This is a genomic window from Aeromicrobium piscarium (genome assembly GCF_007421815.1).
In the GTDB taxonomy this organism is placed as follows: Bacteria; Actinomycetota; Actinomycetes; order Propionibacteriales; family Nocardioidaceae; genus Aeromicrobium; species Aeromicrobium piscarium.
In genome coordinates this window covers 1-18656 of the sequence record NZ_VLNT01000021.1, presented here as the reverse complement: position 1 = coordinate 18656, position 18656 = coordinate 1, and the positions used below count along the sequence as shown (strand labels likewise).

Annotated in this window: 18 protein-coding genes, 2 tRNA genes and 1 pseudogene; 12 read left to right on the top strand and 9 right to left on the bottom strand. The window is 66.6% G+C overall.

The genetic code is table 11. The features are described 5' to 3' along the window. Positions 1-63: 63 nt before the first annotated feature. The 8 genes and pseudogenes from FNM00_RS16525 to rpmH all read right to left on the bottom strand — a co-directional run bounded on the left by FNM00_RS16525 (position 64) and on the right by rpmH (position 4976). The gene (locus tag FNM00_RS16525; protein ID WP_143914644.1) at positions 64-948 is read right to left on the bottom strand and encodes a ParB/RepB/Spo0J family partition protein; all 885 of its coding nucleotides are present in this window, start codon (positions 946-948) and stop codon (positions 64-66) included. Further along, the gene (locus FNM00_RS16520; RefSeq protein ID WP_143914643.1) at positions 948-1874 is read right to left on the bottom strand and encodes a ParA family protein; all 927 of its coding nucleotides are present in this window, start codon (positions 1872-1874) and stop codon (positions 948-950) included. Before FNM00_RS16520 ends, FNM00_RS16525 begins: the two co-directional genes overlap by 1 nt. A gap of 127 nt (positions 1875-2001) precedes the next feature. Next, the gene (gene rsmG / locus FNM00_RS16515) at positions 2002-2622 is read right to left on the bottom strand and encodes a 16S rRNA (guanine(527)-N(7))-methyltransferase RsmG (protein ID WP_143914642.1); all 621 of its coding nucleotides are present in this window, start codon (positions 2620-2622) and stop codon (positions 2002-2004) included. Then, the gene (locus FNM00_RS16510) at positions 2615-3094 is read right to left on the bottom strand and encodes a Jag family protein (protein WP_143914641.1); all 480 of its coding nucleotides are present in this window, start codon (positions 3092-3094) and stop codon (positions 2615-2617) included. Before FNM00_RS16510 ends, rsmG begins: the two co-directional genes overlap by 8 nt. A 202-nt stretch (positions 3095-3296) precedes the next feature. Continuing rightward, positions 3297-4241 (bottom strand): annotated as a pseudogene (gene yidC / locus FNM00_RS16505) (membrane protein insertase YidC); the annotation flags it as partial. After that, positions 4226-4489 (bottom strand): membrane protein insertion efficiency factor YidD, encoded by a 264-nt coding sequence (gene yidD / locus FNM00_RS16500; protein ID WP_143914639.1) that lies wholly within the window; start codon positions 4487-4489, stop codon positions 4226-4228. The pseudogene yidC and the gene yidD, both read right to left, overlap by 16 nt. Then, the gene (gene rnpA, locus FNM00_RS16495) at positions 4486-4833 is read right to left on the bottom strand and encodes a ribonuclease P protein component (RefSeq protein ID WP_143914638.1); all 348 of its coding nucleotides are present in this window, start codon (positions 4831-4833) and stop codon (positions 4486-4488) included. The genes yidD and rnpA overlap by 4 nt, the downstream gene beginning before the upstream one ends. 5 nt (positions 4834-4838) lie before the next feature. Beyond that, positions 4839-4976 carry a 50S ribosomal protein L34 gene (gene rpmH, locus FNM00_RS16490; RefSeq protein ID WP_087622387.1) on the bottom strand — a complete coding sequence of 46 codons (138 nt, stop codon included), beginning with the start codon at positions 4974-4976 and terminating at the stop codon, positions 4839-4841. Between the two features lie 381 nt (positions 4977-5357). Here rpmH and dnaA point away from each other — a divergent pair, with 381 nt between their 5' ends. From dnaA to FNM00_RS16465, 5 genes are all read left to right on the top strand, one after another. Continuing rightward, on the top strand, positions 5358-6839 hold the full coding sequence (gene dnaA, locus FNM00_RS16485) for a chromosomal replication initiator protein DnaA (protein ID WP_246065208.1): 1482 nt from the start codon (positions 5358-5360) through the stop codon (positions 6837-6839). A gap of 401 nt (positions 6840-7240) precedes the next feature. Beyond that, positions 7241-8383 (top strand): DNA polymerase III subunit beta, encoded by a 1143-nt coding sequence (gene dnaN, locus FNM00_RS16480; protein ID WP_143914636.1) that lies wholly within the window; start codon positions 7241-7243, stop codon positions 8381-8383. A gap of 26 nt (positions 8384-8409) precedes the next feature. Next, complete coding sequence (gene gnd / locus FNM00_RS16475) at positions 8410-9324, top strand: phosphogluconate dehydrogenase (NAD(+)-dependent, decarboxylating) (protein WP_143914635.1); 915 nt, start codon at positions 8410-8412, stop codon at positions 9322-9324. A 57-nt stretch (positions 9325-9381) separates the two neighbouring features. Further along, entirely contained in the window at positions 9382-10506 is a 1125-nt protein-coding gene (recF, locus tag FNM00_RS16470; RefSeq protein WP_143914634.1) for a DNA replication/repair protein RecF, read from the top strand. A 79-nt stretch (positions 10507-10585) separates the two neighbouring features. After that, positions 10586-11134, top strand: coding sequence for a DciA family protein (locus FNM00_RS16465; RefSeq protein WP_185973203.1), 549 nt, complete (start codon positions 10586-10588; stop codon positions 11132-11134). Between the two features lie 8 nt (positions 11135-11142). On the opposite strand, the gene FNM00_RS16460 is transcribed toward FNM00_RS16465, so the two are convergent. Further along, positions 11143-11970 (bottom strand): phosphatase PAP2 family protein, encoded by an 828-nt coding sequence (locus FNM00_RS16460; RefSeq protein ID WP_185973202.1) that lies wholly within the window; start codon positions 11968-11970, stop codon positions 11143-11145. A gap of 228 nt (positions 11971-12198) precedes the next feature. Here FNM00_RS16460 and gyrB point away from each other — a divergent pair, with 228 nt between their 5' ends. The 7 genes from gyrB to FNM00_RS18890 all read left to right on the top strand — a co-directional run. Beyond that, positions 12199-14223 carry a DNA topoisomerase (ATP-hydrolyzing) subunit B gene (gyrB, locus tag FNM00_RS16455; RefSeq protein WP_143914631.1) on the top strand — a complete coding sequence of 675 codons (2025 nt, stop codon included), beginning with the start codon at positions 12199-12201 and terminating at the stop codon, positions 14221-14223. Between the two features lie 88 nt (positions 14224-14311). Further along, on the top strand, positions 14312-16867 hold the full coding sequence (gene gyrA, locus FNM00_RS16450) for a DNA gyrase subunit A (protein WP_143914630.1): 2556 nt from the start codon (positions 14312-14314) through the stop codon (positions 16865-16867). Beyond that, the gene (locus FNM00_RS19295) at positions 16860-17975 is read left to right on the top strand and encodes a DUF3566 domain-containing protein (RefSeq protein WP_246065207.1); all 1116 of its coding nucleotides are present in this window, start codon (positions 16860-16862) and stop codon (positions 17973-17975) included. Before gyrA ends, FNM00_RS19295 begins: the two co-directional genes overlap by 8 nt. Before the next feature lie 55 nt (positions 17976-18030). Continuing rightward, a tRNA-Ile gene (locus tag FNM00_RS16440) sits at positions 18031-18105 on the top strand. 20 nt (positions 18106-18125) lie between these two features. Continuing rightward, positions 18126-18233: a DLW-39 family protein gene (locus FNM00_RS19080; protein WP_221933787.1), complete on the top strand. Its 108-nt coding sequence runs from the start codon at positions 18126-18128 to the stop codon at positions 18231-18233. A gap of 9 nt (positions 18234-18242) precedes the next feature. After that, positions 18243-18315 (top strand) — tRNA-Ala (locus FNM00_RS16435). A 148-nt stretch (positions 18316-18463) separates the two neighbouring features. Further along, positions 18464-18656: transposase (locus FNM00_RS18890; protein ID WP_185973201.1), on the top strand; the 193-nt coding region annotated here is incomplete at its 3' end.

The following is an 18656-nucleotide window of genomic DNA, read 5'->3' as shown; positions in this document are numbered from 1 at the left end:
TCCCCTTGTAGATTTCTCTACAAGGGGATTTATCTATTTATCGACTTATTGCCGTCAATGAACCTATTCGGGATTGATCAGGCCGACGATACGTTCGAGATCGTCGATGGTCGCGAAGTCGATGCTGATCTTGCCCTTCGACTTGCCGAGCTGCACCTTCACCCTGGTGTCGAAGTGATCCGACAGCCGGCTCGACAGCTCCGCGACCTTCGGCGAGGTGGGCCGTGTGCTCAGCTTGCGCGCCGCCGGCGTCGACTCCTCCTCACCGAATCGCACGATCTCCTCGAGGGCACGGACGGAGATTCCCTCCGCGACCACACGCTGAGCGAGGCGGTCCTGCACCTGCGGACTGGTGACCGAGAGCAGCGCCCGGGCATGGCCTGCCGACAGCACCCCCGCGGCGACGCGGCGCTGCACATCCGGGGACAGCTTCAACAGCCGGATCGTGTTGGTGATCTGCGGCCGTGATCGACCGATGCGGTCGGAGAGTTCGTCGTGCGTGCAGCCGAAGTCCTCCAACAGCTGCTGGTAGGCGGCGGCCTCCTCGAGGGGATTCAGCTGCGAGCGGTGAAGGTTCTCGAGCAGCGCGTCACGCAGCAGATCCTCATCGGTGGTCTGCCGCACGATCGCGGCGATCGTGTCGAGCTCCGCCTTCTGGTGAGCGCGCCAGCGGCGCTCCCCCATGATCAGCTCATAGCGGTCCTCGCCGAGCTCGCGGACCACGATCGGCTGCAGCAGTCCGACCTCGCGGATGGAGTGGACGAGCTCGGTCATGTCGTCCTCGTCGAACACCGTCCGCGGCTGCTTCGGGTTCGGCTGGATCGACGACACCGGGAGGTCCGCGAACCGCGCGCCCTCGACCTCGGCCAGTCCCTCGCGCTGTGCCGCCGCACGGGAGGTGGGGATGAGCGCCTCCAGTCCTCTTCCCAGTCCCGGTCGCGTCGCCATCACTGCTCCTTCTGCGGATAGTGGGTGGTCATCTCCCGCGCCGCCTCCAGATAGGACAGCGCTCCCGTCGATGTCGGGTCGTAGGTCAGGATGGTCTGCTGGTACCCCGGCGCCTCGCTGATCTTGACCGACCGCGGGATCGCCGTCTGCAGGACGCGGTCTCCGAAGTGCTGGCGCACCTCGGCCGCGACACTGGCGGAGAGATTCGTGCGTGCGTCGTGCATCGTCAACAGGACCGTGGTGACGTCCAGGTCCGGGTTGAGGTGACGCTGCACCAGTTCGATATTGCGTAAAAGTTGGCTGAGGCCCTCGAGGGCGTAGTACTCGCACTGGATCGGGATCAACACCTCGCGTGCGGCGGCCATGGCGTTGACGGTGAGGAGTCCAAGTGAGGGAGGACAGTCGATGAACACGTAGTCGACATCGTGGCTCTCGACGTAGCTGTCGATGGCCTGCCGGAGTCTCTGCTCGCGGCTGACGAGCGAGACCAGCTCGATCTCGGCTCCCGCGAGGTCGATGGTGGCGGGCACGACGGTCAGGTTCGGGATATCGGGAGCCTGCTGTACGGCGTCATCGATGGCCATGCCGTCGAGCAGTACCTCGTACGTGCCGGGGGTGCCGCTGCCATGCTCGATATTGGTGGCAGTGGAGGCGTTCCCCTGCGGATCCAGATCGATCAGCAACACCGACAGTCCCCGCAGCGCCATCGCGGCAGCGATATTGACCGAGGTCGTCGTCTTACCTACGCCGCCCTTCTGGTTGGCCACCACGAAGACTCGTGAACTGGTCGGGGACCCGAACTCGCCGACGGTCGACAGGCGTTCCATCAGGTCGACGTGGTCGCGCGCCTGCGTCGCCAACGGTGTCGAGGCATCCTCCTCGAAGTCCGGGCGCGCGAAGTCAGCGGCGGTCGGGGTCTGCTCCATGCTCATTCCTTCGGTGTTTCACGTGGAACCATCCAGCCCAATGGCGAAAGCTGGACACGGGCATCGTCGGAGGTCGCGTCGTGCAGGGGCCGCACGTCGGACGCCGGCCAGCCGAGTGGGCTCTGTGTCATCGGGTCACCTCCACCACGGTCGTCGGGACCTCCAGGACATCGTCACCATAGGTCTCCACCACCATAGTGCGCGCACCGAGGCGTACGAGGTCGGCACGCGCAGCCTCCAACTCATCGCTCGCGCTACTTCCCTTCATCGCGAGCAGCGCGCCTCCGGGTGCGACCAGGGGAAGACACCACCGTCCAAGCTTCCCCAGCGCAGCCACGGCGCGAGCCGTCACCACGTCGAACCGCACGTCCACGTCCTCGGCCCGACGCCGATCGATCACGACGTTCGACAAGCCCAGGCGTTCGACCGCCTCATCCAGGAAGCGGGTGCGTCGCAGCAGCGGCTCGATCAACGTCATCTCGATGTCCGGACGGGCGATCGCCCAGACCAACCCGGGCAGCCCGGCGCCCGATCCGACATCAGCCACACGCGCCCCGTCGGGAATACGCGGCGTCACCACGACGCAGTTGAGGAGATGGCGATCCCAGAGACGAGGCGTCTCCCGGGGACCGATCATCCCGCGCTCGACTCCGGCCGTTCCCAGGAACTGCGCGTAGGCCTCGATCAGTGGGCGGCGCGCGCCGAAGTATCGGTCGAGCGTCGTTTCACGTGAAACGGAATCAGTCATCGGCCGCGACCAGCGCAGCGGAGATCACCACGTGGCGGCCGGCGCCCGTCCCGTCGGAGGAGCTATTGAGTCCAGCCTCGGCCACGGCATCGTGGACGACCTTGCGCTCGAAGGGCGTCATCGGCTCGAGCGCCACTGACGGGGCGCCCTCCCGAACCTCCGCGATCACCGACTCCGCGATCGCCACCAACTCGGCGCGTCGCTGAGCACGGTGGCCGCTCACGTCCAGCATCAACCGGCTGCGCTCACCCGTCTCGCGGTACACCGCCAGTCGAGTCAGCTCCTGCAGTGCGTCCAGTACCTCGCCGTCACGTCCGACGAGATGGCCGACCGCGCCGCCGATGATCTCGACCGCCGCGCGGTCCCCGTCGACGTCGATATCGATGTCGCCGTCGAGGTCGGCGATGTCGAGCAGCTCCTCCAGGAAGTCTGCGGCGATATCGCCTTCGCGTTCCAGATCCGCTTCACTCATGTCGGCTTCTCCATCACTTCGAGGGCCTCTTCTTGCCCTGGGTGGATCCCTTGGAGGGGGAGTTCTTGGGCTTGCTCTGTTTCTTCGGCGTGATCGCCCCGTCGGATGCCTCGCCCGCGCCGGCCGCCGGATCCGGTGCCGAGGACTCCCCTGAGTTCCCAGCCTTGTCCGCCGGCGTGCCCTTGGCCTGCTGTCCACCGCCCCTGCGCTGATTGCGTGACTGCTTCTTCGGCTGCTGTCGCCGAGCGGCCGCCTCGCGGGCGATCTTCTTACGCTCCTCCGCCGCGGCGGCCGCCGGATCGATCTGCGGCTCCTTGCCCTTGCGGCGGTCCCGCTCCTGCTTGGCCCGGAAGGCCTCCGTGCCGGGAGCCGGGTTGTTGCGGATCACGTAGAACTGCTGACCCATCGTCCACAGGTTCGAGGTGGTCCAGTAGACGAGGACACCGAGCGGGAAGTAGACACCGGACACGGCGAAGACGAGCGGCAGGATGTAGAGCAACATCTTCTGCTGCTGGGCGAACGGCCCGTTCAGCGCCTCGGGCGGCATGTTCTTGGCCATCAACTGACGCTGCGTGAAGAACTGGGTCGCGCTCATCATGACGACCATGACGAGCGCGATGATCTTGGTCTCGAGGTGATCGCTGGTGAGGAAGGTGTCGGCGATCCGGCCGCCGAGCCACTCGGCGTCCTGAAGTGCCTCGGCTTGGTCGCCACTCAGGAAGCCCAGCGCTCCGTCCGCGCCCTTGCGCGACGCCTCGTTGATCACCCGGAACAGCGACAGGAAGATCGGCATCTGCAGCAGCAGCGGCATACAGGAGGAGAACGGATTGGTGCCGCTGTCCTTGAACAGCTTCATCTGCTCCTGGGCGAAGCGCTCACGATCGTGCCCGTACTTCTCACGCAGCTCACGAAGCTGCGGTTGCAGCAGCTGCATGTTGCGGCTCGACTTGATCTGCCGCACGAACAGCGGGATCAGCATCGCCCGGATCGTCACCGTCAGGCCCACGATCGACAACGCCCACGACCAGCCACTGGCTGGGTCGAGGATCAGCGAGAACAGTTCGTGCCACGCCAGCACCACACCGGACACCGCGTAGTACAGCGGAGTCATCACCGCGTTGAAGATCGAGCCTAGGAAGTCGAACATGCTTCTCCTTGAGCCGACGTCGCGGATCGCGCCGTCGATGGGGGTACGAGATCGACGCCTCCGGGCGTCCACGGATGGCAACGCACGAGGCGTCGCACCGCGAGCCAGGAGCCACGGAGGGCACCGTGCCGCTCGACCGCCTCGAGTGCGTAGGCCGAACAGCTCGGGTAGAACCGGCAGGTCTGGCCGTACAGCGGACTGATCACCGCCCGGTAGCCCCGCAGCAGCACCACCAGGAGCCACTTCATCGCGGCTTCCTCTCCGCTATCCGCGCCAGCGCGCGATCCAGATGCTCGCCGAGTTCGGCCGAGCTCGCTTCGGCAGCAGGACGAAGTGCCCTCACCACGACCCACTGCGGCTCGGCGAACTCGCTCACCCGTTCGCGCATGAGGTGGCGCAGCCGTCGTTTGACCTGATTGCGTTGCACGGCACCGCCGACCGCCTTGCTGACGACGAAACCGACGGACGAATCCGTCGGTTCCGTGGGAGCCATCGCATGCACGACGAGCGCAGGGGTCGCGCCCTTGCGCCCGCGACGGATCACGTGGCGAAACGTGTCACCGTCGCGCATGCGGTGGGCACGCGCGAGCACGTAGATCAGGCAGACAGATTGGCGCGGCCCTTGCGACGACGCGAGGACAGGATCGCGCGGCCGGCACGCGTACGCATGCGGAGACGGAAGCCGTGCTTCTTGGCACGACGGCGGTTATTGGGCTGGAAGGTGCGCTTGCTCACGAGTCTTTCCTTTGACGTCTGTAGTGGGCCGCGATCGACGGCCACCGCTCGCCCGCGAAGTCTACCTCGTGGGCATGCGGCGGAAGTCGCACGTGTCGACCTCTCTACGGTACGGGGCGCACCAGAATCGGGTCAAACCGGCCCGTTGTACTGCGCCGCCGATAGAGAATTCCAGTCGACACGCCGATGTGTCCACAGATTTCTTCAACCCGGGTTGTGGGAGCAAGGCACTCGCCGTTAGAGTCCCAGAAGGCTTTTCCACAGGAATGCGCTCTCGGGGGCGTCAGTCATTCACAGTCTGTGGACAAGTCTGTGAACAAGTCGGGCGGCTCGCCCGTCATCACAGGCAGGACGAGACCAGCTACGAGGAGCGCGACGTCGGTGAGCGATGTGGATCACGGCCAGAGCCAGGACCTGAACGATGTGTGGGCCGAGGCCGTTGCCACGCTCTCGCCCGGCGCCAAGGTCTGGGTCTACGGTGCCAAGCCGCTCTCGCACCACGACGGTCTGCTCATCGTCGCCGTCCAGGACGATCTCACCCGCGCGCAGCTCGAATCTCGCGTGCGTCCGGCTCTCGAGCAGTCGCTCACCGCGCGCCTCGGCCGGGACACCCGTCTCGTCGTGACGATCGACCCGAGCGTTCTCGATGAATTAGAGACAAAGACATATGTCGACAAAGAGACGTCAACCCTCATCGACGAGGACGACGACGATCTCGACGACACCGACGAGCCCACCGAGAGCGACGTCCTCACACCGAGCTGGGTGAGCCGCCCCGCCGCGATGGGACCCGTCAGCTCCGAGCAACACCGCAGCAGCATCGCCGAGGCGCGGCTCAATCCCCGGTACCAGTTCGAGAACTTCGTCATCGGTTCGTCCAACCGCTTCGCCCACGCGGCCGCCGTCGCCGCCGCCGAGGCACCCGGCAAGGCCTATAACCCCCTGGTCATCCACGGCGACTCCGGTCTCGGCAAGACCCACCTGCTGCACGCGATCGGGCACTACGTGCTCAACCTCTACCCGTCCTCGCGGGTGCGTTACGTCAGCTCGGAGGAGTTCGTCAACGACGTCATCAACGCGATCGGCGAGAACCGCACCCCTGCCCTGCGCCGCAAGTACCGCGAGATCGACGTCCTCCTGGTCGACGACATCCAGTTCCTTGAGCGCAAGGAGTCCACCCAGGAGGAGTTCTTCCACACGTTCAACGCGCTCCACAACGAGAACAAGCAGATCGTCATGACCTCCGACCGGCCGCCACAGGAGCTCAAGACCCTCGAGGAGCGTCTGCGCAACCGATTCACCTGGGGGCTCCAGACCGAGATGCTGCCTCCGGATCTCGAGACCCGCATCGCGATCCTGCGCAAGAAGGCCTCCAATGAGAAGCTCACCGCGCCCGCCGATGTGCTGGAGTTCATCGCCAGCAAGGTGCAGACCAATATCCGCGAGCTCGAGGGCGCCCTCATCCGCGCCACCGCCTTCGCCAATCTCAACGGCACCACCGTCGATCTGCAGCTCGCGCAGATCGTGTTGAAGGATCTCGTCGCCGAGGGCGAGGAGCCCGAGATCACCGTGGGCGTCATCATGGCCCAGACCGCCACCTATACCGAGTTCACCATCGACGAGATCTGCGGCACCAACCGGTCGCGCAGCCTGGTACTGGCGCGCCAGATCGCCATGTACCTGTGCCGTGAGCTCACCGACATGTCGCTGCCCAAGATCGGCCAGGAATTCGGCGGCCGCGACCACACCACCGTCATGCACGCCGAGCGCAAGATCCGCAAGCTCATGGCGGAGAAGCACGCGGTCTACAACCAGGTGACGGAGCTCACCGCCCGGATCAAGCAACAGGCGCGTCAAGCGTGATGCCCTTTACTACCAGCAGCCCGCGCGCGTCAACCTCTTTTCACAACTGGGGAAAACACTGTGGGTAACTGTGGACACGTGGTGGAGACGGCGGGGGTCGCCTGTGCACGAAGGGTGGACGACGACGACTCGTCCACACCTCGACGGGGCCGCTCCACGAGGTGCTCCACACCTCGTCCACGCACCGTTCAACGCTCTGACCAGCACGAACACCGGTTCTCCACAAGATCCACAGTGCCTACTACGACGACGACAGAGATATACATGACAAGAACCCGACGAAGTCACCACCGTCCCTGGATGTGGATCGACCGGGCCGAAGCCTCCCGCGCTGGTTCGCTGTCGTCTGCTCGTGGCAGGATTCGATGCATCTCCCGTGCGACCCGAAAGGCCTTGCTCTCGTGAAGTTCCGCATCGACCGCGACACCCTCGCCGATGCCGTCGCCTGGACGGCTCGCAGTCTGCCCAACCGGCCGAGCGTGCCCGTGCTGGCCGGACTTCTGCTCCAGACCGCGGACGGGCAGCTGACCCTCGCCGGGTTCGACTACGAGACCTCGACCCGCGCCACGTTGCCCGCCGAGGTCCACGACGACGGCCAGGTCCTGGTCTCGGGCCGCCTCCTGGCGGAGATCGTCAAGGCTCTGCCGCACCAGCCGGTCGATATCGCCGTGGACGGCTCCAAGATGCAGGTCACCTGCGGTTCCGCGCGATTCAGCCTGCAGACCATGCCGGTCGACGAGTATCCGCAGCTGCCGCAGATGCCCACGGCCTCGGGCACCATCAAGGCCGATGCCTTTGCCACGGCCGTCGCCCAGGCGAGCGCGGCCGCCGGCCGCGACGAGATGCTGCCGCTGCTCACCGGTGTCCGCCTGGAGCTCGAGGGCGAGACGATCTCGCTGATGGCCACCGACCGCTTCCGCGCCAGCCTGCGTGATCTGCCCTGGTATCCCGAGACCGCGGACGTCTCGGCTCGCGCGCTCGTGCCTGCACGGGTGCTCGGCGAGACCGCGCGTGCCCTGGGCACCAGCGGCGAGGTGACGATCGCCATCTCCGGTGGCGATGCGGGAGACGGCATGATCGGCTTCGAGGGCACGGTCGGCAACGGCATCCGCCGCACCACCACGCGCCTGCTCGAAGGCGACTTCCCCCGGGTCCGCCAGCTGTTCGCCGCCCAGGCCGAGACGGTCGCCTATGTCGGTACGGCCACCTTCATCGAGGCCGTCAAGCGCGTCGCTCTCGTCGCCGAACGCAACACCCCGGTCCGCCTGAGCTTCTCCGAGGGCCAGGTGCTCCTCGAAGCCGGCAGCGGCGATGAGGCCCAGGCTTCCGAGGCGATCGAGGCCACCCTCGACGGTCCGGACATCTCGATCGGCTTCAACCCGACCTACCTGCTGGAAGGACTCGGCGTGATGTCCGAGCCAGTCGTCCATCTGGCCTTCACGCAACACACCAAACCGGCGGCGATGTCGGGCGTCTCGGAGGTCGGCAACGACCCCGACGGAGCGTTCCGTTACCTGATCATGCCGGTTCGCCTGCAAAACTGAACTCGATCTCCAAGGAAGTGACCTCGATGCACATCGGACTCGTCGGCCTGGGCAAGATGGGCGGCAATATGCGCACCCGCATGCGCAACGCCGGGCTCACGGTCGTCGGCTACGACCGTGATCAGGAGCTCAGCGATGTCGCCTCGCTCGACGACCTCGTGCGGCAGTTGCCCGACGACGCGCCGAAGGTCGTCTGGATCATGGTGCCGCACGGCGATCCCACCCATGCGACGGTCGACGCTCTCGCGGACCTGCTCGGCGAGGGCGATGTCGTCGTCGACGGCGGCAACTCGCGGTGGACCGATGACGAGCTCCACGCCGAGCAGCTCTCCGAACGCGGCATCGGCTACGTCGACTGCGGCGTCAGCGGCGGGGTCTGGGGGCTGGAGAACGGCTACGCGCTGATGGCCGGCGGTTCCGCGGAGGACGTCGCCAAGGTCCAGCCGGCCTTCGACGCGCTGCGCCCCGGGCCCGAGGAAGGTTTCGTCCACGCCGGTCGCGTGGGCGCCGGCCATTTCTCCAAGATGGTCCACAATGGCATCGAGTACGCGATGATGCAGGCCTATGCCGAGGGCTTCGAACTCCTCGAGAAGTCCGACATCGTCGACAACGTCACCGAGGTTTTCGACTCCTGGCGCGTGGGCACGGTCGTGCGTTCCTGGCTGCTGGATCTGCTGGTCAAGGCCATGCAAGACGATCCGGGCCTCTCCCAGATCCGGGGCTATGCCGAGGATTCCGGTGAGGGACGCTGGACGGTCGAGGCCGCTATCGACAACGCGGTGCCGGTGCACACCATCGCGGCTGCGCTGTTCGCGCGCTTCACGTCCCGCCAGGACGAGTCCCCGGCGATGCAGGCGGTGGCGGCCATGCGTCAGCAGTTCGGTGGTCACGCCGTGCGTGCCACCCAGGAATCCCCGGACGTCCCGCCGGCCACCGCCTGACCTCGTCGCCGTCCGGTGGGGCGGCAGTGAGACCGCCGCACCGGCTACGGTGGACGCGTGCATGTCCGTCGTCTCTCGCTCGTCGATTTCCGCTCATATCCGAGCGTCGACATCGACTTGCGCCCGGGGGCGACGGCGTTCGTGGGTGCCAACGGCCAGGGAAAGACCAATCTCGTCGAGGCGGTCGACTATATCTCGCGGCTGACTTCGCACCGGGTGTCCGGAGACGCTCCGCTTGTGCGGGCGGGGGCTGACCAGGCGATCGTGCGCGCCGAGGTGGTCAAGGACGACCGCCCGGCCTTGGTCGAGGTCGAGATCACGCCAGGGCGGTCGAACCGCGCGCGCGTCAATCGCAATACGGTGCCGCGCGTGCGCGATCTCGTCGGCATGGTCCGCAGCGTCATCTTCTCCCCCGAGGATCTGGCGCTGGTCAAGGGTGACCCGTCCGATCGTCGGCACTTCCTCGACGGACTGCTGGTCATGCGGGCCCCGCGACTCGCGGGCGTCAAGGCCGACTACGACCGGACGCTAAAGCAGCGCAACACCCTCCTCAAAACAGCGAGAAAGCGACAAGTAGATTTGTCGACTTTAGAGGTGTGGAATGAGTCGCTGGCCCGTAACGGCGGCGAATTGACGGCTGCGCGGCTGGCTCTACTCGATGAGCTCATCCCCTACGCCACCGTGGCGTATCAGTCCGTCGCGGCCGCCGCGTCGCCTGACCGGCGCGAGGTCAGCGCCGCCTATCGCCCGGCCGCGGGCGCGGTGGAGGTGCACGAACGAGATCCGAAGGCTCTCACGGACGCGCTGCTCGAGGAGATGGATCGGCGGCGCCGCGACGAGCTGGACCGTGGCGTGAGCCTCGTCGGGCCGCATCGCGACGAGGTGGTGCTCGGCATCGGCGAGCTGCCCGCCAAGGGATATGCGAGCCACGGTGAGTCCTGGTCCCTCGCCCTCGCACTGCGCCTCGCGTCCTACGACCTGTTGCGTGACGAGGGCGATGATCCGATCCTCATCCTCGATGATGTGTTCGCCGAGCTTGACCAACGGCGCCGCGACCATCTCGCGACCCTCGTCAGCGGGGCCGAACAGGTACTCGTGACCGCCGCGGTCGATGCCGACGTCCCCGAGGGCCTGGGCGACGAGCGGTTCGCGGTCCATGCGGGAAAGGTGACGCCGGCATGAGCGAGCGGAGCGAGCGTGGTGTGGGGTCTTTCTCATGCCGGCGTCGGCCTATCGTGTTCTTCTCTCGGGCGGTGCCGGCATGAGCGAGCCGACACCGCCCGACGAAGAGCAGCCCGAGGACACCCCGGAGGACGAGGCGCCCTGGCACTCGGCCGATGACGTGGTCAAGATGGCGCGGGAGATCGCCGACTCCTACCGCTCGAGCGGCGCCCCGGCCGCGCCTCAACGGCGACGCGGGCGTGCTCGGCGACGGACCGCGCGTCCCCAGCGTGAGGACGCCACCCCACTCGGCGATTTCGTCGGGGAGCTGGTCCGTCAGCAGGGGTGGACCGATCAGCTCGCCGCGACCCGGGTGTTCACGGACTGGGCCTCGGTCGTGGGTCCGGAGGTGGCCCAGCACAGCGAGGTGGTGGGCTTCGACGACGGGATCGTGCGCATCCAGGCGACGTCCACGGCGTGGGCGCGCGAACTGACCCTCCTCGCCCCGCGTCTCGTCGCCAAGCTCAACGAGCTGCTGGGTGACGGTTCCGTCATCCGTTTGGACATCCGCGGCCCGCAGGCACCGTCGTGGACTCGGGGCCGACGCTCCGTCAGAGGCGGCCGCGGCCCCCGCGACACCTACGGCTGACAGGGCGGTCAGTTGTGGGCCGGGGTCACCGCGACGAAGAGGGTGACGGCTGCTGCTGTCATGGCTGCCACGGCACCCAGCACGCTGGTCGCGAGCACGACATCGGACCACGACGAGGCGGGGCGGACGCCCACGGCGCCGAGGAACACGACGGACGCGGCGGCACCGAGCAGCGCGGTCAGCGCCGACGCCCAGGTCCGGCCGCGGTGCCCGCCGAGCACGGCGGCGACCAGACTCGTCCAGATCACCACCATCAACAGCGCGCCGACCACGTCGGCGGGACGGTGCCAGCCGGCGACGATCGTGCTGAGACCCGTGAGCCCGATCGCCGCGGTACCGACCGCGGCCATCACGGGGCGGACCGCGGCGGGAAGCACCAGCACCAGCGCGGCGACGGCGCTGGCCACCACCGTGGTGTGGCCGCTCGGCAGGCTATTGGCGAGGTGCAGTCCCACACCGAGATCCGGTCGGTCCAGCACTGCCTTCAGCGCCTGGGTCGAGATATTGGCTCCCCCGATGATGGCGAGCGCGCCGACCGCGTGCGCGAAGCGCCGTCGCAACAGCGCTATCACGACACACACCGCGGCCACCGCCAGGATCGCACCGATCGAGACCCGGCCGAGGACGCTGAGCAGGGTGATCTCGGCGGTGTTGCTGGCCGTCACGGCGTTCATGGCGGCGTCGTCGACGAGCTGACCGGTCGAGGAGCTCAGGGCGGCCATGACGAGGCCGGCCAGTGCGAGCGTGCCGACGATCGCCACCGCCACCGCCGGTCCGGTGACGCGGCCTCGCGCGGCAGCCGATCTGGTGGGTTCGGCGACGAGCGGAGCGGTCATGACTCCACTGTGCCCCATGCGGTGAATCCGCAGTCGCATCGGCCGCGGTGTCAAGCGTCCGCTGGGACGCCGAACACCTCTTCCGCCATGGTGGTGGTTGGAGGAGGGGGCGACAGTGCGTTCTAAGGGCCTTCTCGTCGCTCACAACCGCACTGTGGAGGAGACATGCCGTCCACATCTACCCCGCGCGTGTGCTGAACGCCACGAGGTTGCCCGTATACTTATCGAGTGACTCCAGCGCCTGAGAGCAACAGTGACCTTCCCGTGGATGGTCAGCCGCAGTCCTACGACGCCAGCAACATCCAGGTCCTGGAAGGGCTGGAAGCGGTACGCAAGCGTCCCGGCATGTATATCGGCTCCACCGGCGAGCGTGGCCTGCACCATCTCGTCTACGAGGTGGTCGACAACTCGGTCGACGAAGCCCTGGCCGGTTATGCCAGCCGGATCCTGGTGGTCCTGCAGGCCGACGGTGGCGTGAGGGTCGTCGACGACGGCCGCGGCATCCCGGTCGACGTCCATCCCACCGAGCAGATCCCCGCGGTCACCCTGGTGCTCACCTCGCTGCACGCCGGCGGCAAGTTCGGCGGCGGGGGCTACAAGGTCTCCGGCGGTCTGCACGGCGTCGGCGTCTCGGTCGTCAACGCGCTGAGCACCCGGTTGTTCATCGACGTCAAGCGCGACGGGTACCGGTGGACGCAGTCCTTCACCTACGGCGAGCCCGATGCCCCGCTGGAGCGGCACGAGGCCACCGACGAGACCGGCACCAGCAACACCTTCTACGCCTCCGACGAGATCTTCGAGACCACCACCTACGATTTCGAGACGCTCAAGACCCGCTTCCGGGAGATGGCCTTCCTCAACAAGGGCCTGACCATCACCCTTCGCGATGAGCGCGAGCTCCCCGGCGATGCCAATCCCGAGGCGACCGAGGGGACTGTCGACGAGATCGAGCGCGAGGTCACCTTCCACTACGACGGCGGCCTGGTCGACTACGTCAAGCACATCAACACCGGCAATCGCCAGCCGATCCATCCCGATGTCATCAACATCGAGCGCGAGGACGAGACCAGCGGGCTCTCGCTCGAGCTCGCGATGCAGTGGAATGCCAGCTTCAGCGAATCGGTGCACACCTTCGCCAACACCATCAACACCCACGAGGGCGGCACCCACGAAGAAGGCTTCCGCGCCGCCATCACCACCACGGTCAACCGCTTCGCCGAGAACAACAATCTCGTCAAGAAGAAGGAGGACCGGCTCACCGGTGATGACATCCGCGAGGGCCTGACCGCGATCATCTCGGTCAAGCTCACCGAGCCGCAGTTCGAGGGGCAGACCAAGACCAAGCTCGGCAACACCGAGGCCAAGACCTTCGTGCAGCAGATGCTGAACGACGAGCTCGGCGCCTGGCTCGAGGCCCACCCCAACGAGGGCAAGACGATCGTCCGCAAGTCGATGGACGCGGCATCCGCCCGTCTGGCGGCCCGTAAGGCACGCGACCTGGCCCGCAACCGCAAGGGCTTCCTCGGCAGCGGCGGTCTGCCCGGCAAGCTGGCCGACTGCTCGAGCCGTAATCCCGAGGAGTGCGAGGTCTTCGTCGTGGAGGGCAACTCCGCCGGTGGCTCGGCCAAGGGCGGCCGCGACCCGCGCACCCAGGCGATCCTCCCGCTGCGCGGCAAGATCCTCAATGTCGAGAAGGCGCGCATCGACAAGATCCTGCAGAACGCGGAGGTGCAGGCGATCATCAGCGCTCTCGGCACCGGGGTCCACGAGGACTTCGACATCGCCAAGCTGCGGTACAACAAGATCGTCCTGATGGCCGATGCCGATGTCGACGGCCAGCACATCACCACACTGCTGCTGACCCTGCTGTTCCGCTTCATGAAGCCGCTCATCGACGCGGGTCACGTGTACCTGGCGCAGCCGCCGCTGTACAAGATCAAGTGGACCAACGCGCCCCATGAGCTCGCCTACTCCGACCGCGAGCGCGATGCCCTGCTCGCGGCCGGCGACGAGGCGGGTCACCGGCTGCCCAAGGAGGCTCCGGTCCAGCGGTACAAGGGTCTGGGTGAGATGAACGACTCGGAGCTCTGGGAGACCACGATGGATCCCGAGCGCCGACTGCTGCGTCAGGTCACGCTGGCCGATGCCGCCGTCGCCGATGAGATCTTCACCGTGCTGATGGGCGAGGACGTCGACCAGCGGCGTTCCTTCATCCAGCGCAACGCCAAAGACGTCAGGTTCTTGGATATTTAGCGGTCCCGGTGGCTCGTTCCTCACCGCTACCCAGAACCGACATACGACCATTCAGCTCCAGCACCTTCTCGAACGAGGTACCTGACCCATGACTGAGACGCCGACCGGCGAGACTCCCTCCGACCGCATCGAACCGGTCGAGCTGCACGACGAGATGCAGCGCTCGTACATCGACTATGCGATGAGCGTGATCGTCTCGCGGGCGCTCCCGGATGTGCGCGACGGTCTCAAGCCGGTGCACCGTCGGGTGCTCTACGCGATGTTCGACGGCGGCTACCGTCCCGACCGCGGCTTCAGCAAGTGCAGCCGCATCGTCGGTGACGTGATGGGTCAATATCACCCCCACGGCGACACCGCGATCTACGACACCCTCGTGCGGCTCGCCCAGCCGTGGGTCATGCGCGCCCCGATGGTCTCGGGGCAGGGCAACTTCGGCTCACCGGGCGACGATCCGGCTGCGGCGATGCGGTACACCGAGTGCAAGCTCGCGCCCATCGCGATGGAGATGGTGCGCGATATCGACCAGGAGACGGTCGACTTCAAGGCGAACTACGACGGCCGCTCGCAGGAGCCGACCGTCCTGCCCTCGCGCATCCCGAACCTGCTGGTCAACGGCTCGGCCGGTATCGCGGTCGGCATGGCCACCAATATCCCGCCGCACAACCTCCGAGAGGTCGCCGAGGGCGTGCAGTGGGCGTTGAAGCACCCGGGTGCCTCGGCCGCGGAGCTGCTCGAGGCGCTGATGGAGCGCATCAAGGGCCCCGATTTCCCCACGCACGGCCTCATCGTCGGCACCAAGGGCATCGAGGACATGTACCGCACGGGTCGCGGTTCGGTCACGATGCGCGCCGTGGTGAACATCGAGGAGGACACCAAGGGCAGGATGCAGCTCGTCGTCACCGAGCTGCCCTATCAGGTCAACCCGGACTCGCTCATGCGCAAGATCGCCGAGCTCGTCAACTCCGGGCGGTTGCAGGGGATCGCCGATCTGCGCGACGAGTCGAGCTCGCGGGTCGGACGCCGCATCGTCATCGAGGTCCGCCGGGACGCGGTCGCGCGGGTGGTCCTCAACAACCTGTACAAGCACACCGAGCTGCAGAGCAACTTCAGCGCCAACATGCTGGCGCTCGTCGACGATGTCCCGAGGACGCTCACGCTCGACGGCTTCATCCTCAACTGGGTCAACCATCAGATCGACGTCATCCAGCGGCGCACCCGGTACCGCCTGCGGGAGGCCGAGAAGCGCGCCCATGTGTTGCGCGGCCTCGCGAAGGCGCTCGATCACCTCGATGAGGTCATCGCGCTGATCCGTCGCAGCCCGACGGTCGATGAGGCGCGCGAGGGGCTCAAGTCGCTGCTGGACATCGACGATATCCAGGCCGGCGCGATCCTCGACATGCAGTTGCGCCGCCTCGCTGCCCTGGAACGCCAGAAGATCATCGACGATCTGGCCAAGATCGAGGCCGAGATCGCCGAGCTGAAGGCGATCCTCGAGAGCGAGGAGCGGCAGCGTCAGATCATCAGCGACGAGCTCGCCGAGATCGTCGACAAGTACGGCGACGACCGCCGCACGCAGATCATCCCGGCCGATGGCGATCTCTCCGATGAGGATCTGATCCCCGATGAGGAGGTCGTCGTCACGATCACCCGCGGCGGTTACGCCAAGCGCACGAAGACCGATCTGTACCGTGTGCAGGGTCGTGGCGGCAAGGGTGTCCGTGGCGCGTCGCTGCGCGGCGAGGACTCGGTGCAGCACGTGTTCGCGACGACGAGCCACCACTGGATCCTGTTCTTCACGACGGCCGGCCGCGTCTACCGGGCCAAGGCGTATCACCTTCCCGAGGGCGGCCGTGATGCCCGCGGTGGTCACGTCGCCGGGTTGCTGAGCTTCCAGCCGGGCGAGGAGATCGCCCGCGTGCTCGCCATCCGCGACTATGAGACGACGCCGTACCTCGTACTGGGCACCAAGAAGGGCCTGGTCAAGAAGACGCGGCTCTCGGACTACAACAGCCCGCGGCAGGCGGGTGTCATCGCCATCAATTTCCGCGACGAGGACGACGAGCTGATCGGCGCCGAGCTGGTCTCGGCCGATGACGACATCCTGTTGATCAGCCGCAAGGCCCAGTCGATCCGCTTCCGTGCCGATGACGAGCAGCTGCGCCCGATGGGCCGGGCCACCTCGGGCGTGACGGGCATGAAGTTCCGTGACGGCGACGAGCTGTTGTCGATGACCGTCATCAAGGCCGGCGCTGAGGAGGAATCCGATCCGCTGTACGTCTTCACCGTCACCGACGGTGGCTACGCGAAGAAGACGCCGATCGAGGAGTACCGGGTTCAGGGGCGCGGCGGTCTGGGCATCCGCGCCATGCAGATCACCGAGAATCGTGGTGAGCTGGTCGGCGGTCTGGTGCTGCGCGACAGCGATGATGTCATCAGCGTGACCGCGTCCGGTCAGATCACACGCAGCCTCGTTTCCGGCGTTCCCGCCAAGGGTCGTGGCACGATGGGAGTCAGCTTCGTCAAGTTCAAGGGGGACGACCGGGTGGTGACCATCGCACGCAACAACGAGACGGTCCCGACCGAGGACGACGCGGCGACGGACGAATCAGGCACGACGAGCGACGAGGGGCAGAGCAGTGACTGAGAAGTCGCCGGGAGACAGCCAAGGCAAGCGCGACTCGCCGACCCAGGAGATGCCGCGGGTCGAGGCGGACCAGGACGGGCCGAAGAAGCCCGGTAACGACGCGAAGAACACGCCGGAATCCGCCGAGAAATCTGCCCCGAAGTCCGGTGGGTCGGCCGCGCCCTCCGGTGCCAAGCCGGGGTCGGCCGATGGTGGTACTGCGTCTCAGAAGTCTTCTGCGCCTACGTCCAAGACGTCGCCATCGTCGTCGAGCGCCTCCGAGGCTCCCGCGGCGAAGAAGCAGGCAGCTGGGGCCAAGCCCGAACAAGGCAAGAACCCGGAGAAGGGCAAGAACGCGGATACCGGCAAGCCCGACTCCAGTAAGAAGCCGGGCGGGGGCGAGAAGCCGAGCGTGTCGGCGCGCCAGCCGCTGAGCCGCCCCTCGGGCGGAACGGCCACCGGGGGTCCGCGCAAGCCGCTGAGCGGTCTGAGCAAGGACGAGTACACCCGGACCACGGCGTCCAGCCCGGATGCCACCTCGGTCATCCCGGCGGTCAAGGATGACAAGCCGGCACCGGAGTCGGACACGACCAAGGACACCGGCACGGGCACCAGTACCGTCAAGGACAAGACCGAGAAGTTCAAAGGCAAGCTGAGGGGCAAGGGTCCGGCGACCCCGCCCGCGGAACAGCAGGTTTCGGCCCGCGGCAAGGCGGACGCGGCGAGCACCAAGGTCGAGGTCGAACAGGACGCCACCGAGCCGGGACGCGCACTGCTGCGGCTGCGCTATATCGAACCGTGGTCCGTGACGCGTCTGGCGTTCGTGATCTCGGTGGCGCTGATGATCGTGGCCGTGGTGGCCATGGCGGTGTTCTGGGTCGTTCTGCAGATCACCGGCGTCTGGGGTGCGCTGAACGACAGCGTCACCAATATCCTCAGCGACGACGCCGGATCCTTCGATGTCTCCGACTATTTCGGCTTCGGCCGTCTCGTGGGTCTCACGCTCGTGCTCTCTGCGCTCAATGTCGTGTTCATGACCGCGCTGGCCACGATTGCCGCCCATCTGTACAACCTGTCGGCGTCGATTCTGGGTGGTCTGAAGGTGACGTTCCTGGAGGATCAGCGCTGAGACCACCCCGACGGTCCGCACGTCGCGGACGTAGGGTAGAGTTCAACGCTGTTGCGGGCCTATAGCTCAGCTTGGTTAGAGCGCTTCCCTGATAAGGAAGAGGTCGCTGGTTCAAGTCCAGCTAGGCCCACCGCACCCTGGAGGTTCACCATGAAGAAGATCGTCGTTCTCATCGCCGTGGCCGCGGGTGCTTTCCTGTTCTGGCGGCGCCGTTCCGGCGGCCAGGACGCCTGGGCTCAGGCCAGCGATTCGGTCTGATCCCCACCGGGGGCTGTGGCGCAATTGGTAGCGCACCTGCTTTGCAAGCAGGGGGTTAGGGGTTCGAGTCCCCTCAGCTCCACAATTTCAGACGTACTAGAACACCTGACATCAGTTGATGTGGGTTCTGGTGTGAGGGCGGCGAAGGGCTCAGAGAGTCGGATGGGCGTGATGCAGCCGTAGGTGACAACTGACTTCTGGTGCGCAGCATCAGAGGAGAGGATGTCGCTATGCCTGCTCCCTATCCGCAAGAGTTCCGCGATGACGTGGTCGCGGTCGCCCGTGGACGAGACTCCAAGACCACGCTGAAGCAGATCGCTGAGGACTTCGGCATCGCTGAGGCCACGCTCACGAACTGGCTGAAGGCCGCCGACATCGAGGACGGCACCCGGCCCGGTGTGAGCGCCAGCGAGGTGGCAGAGC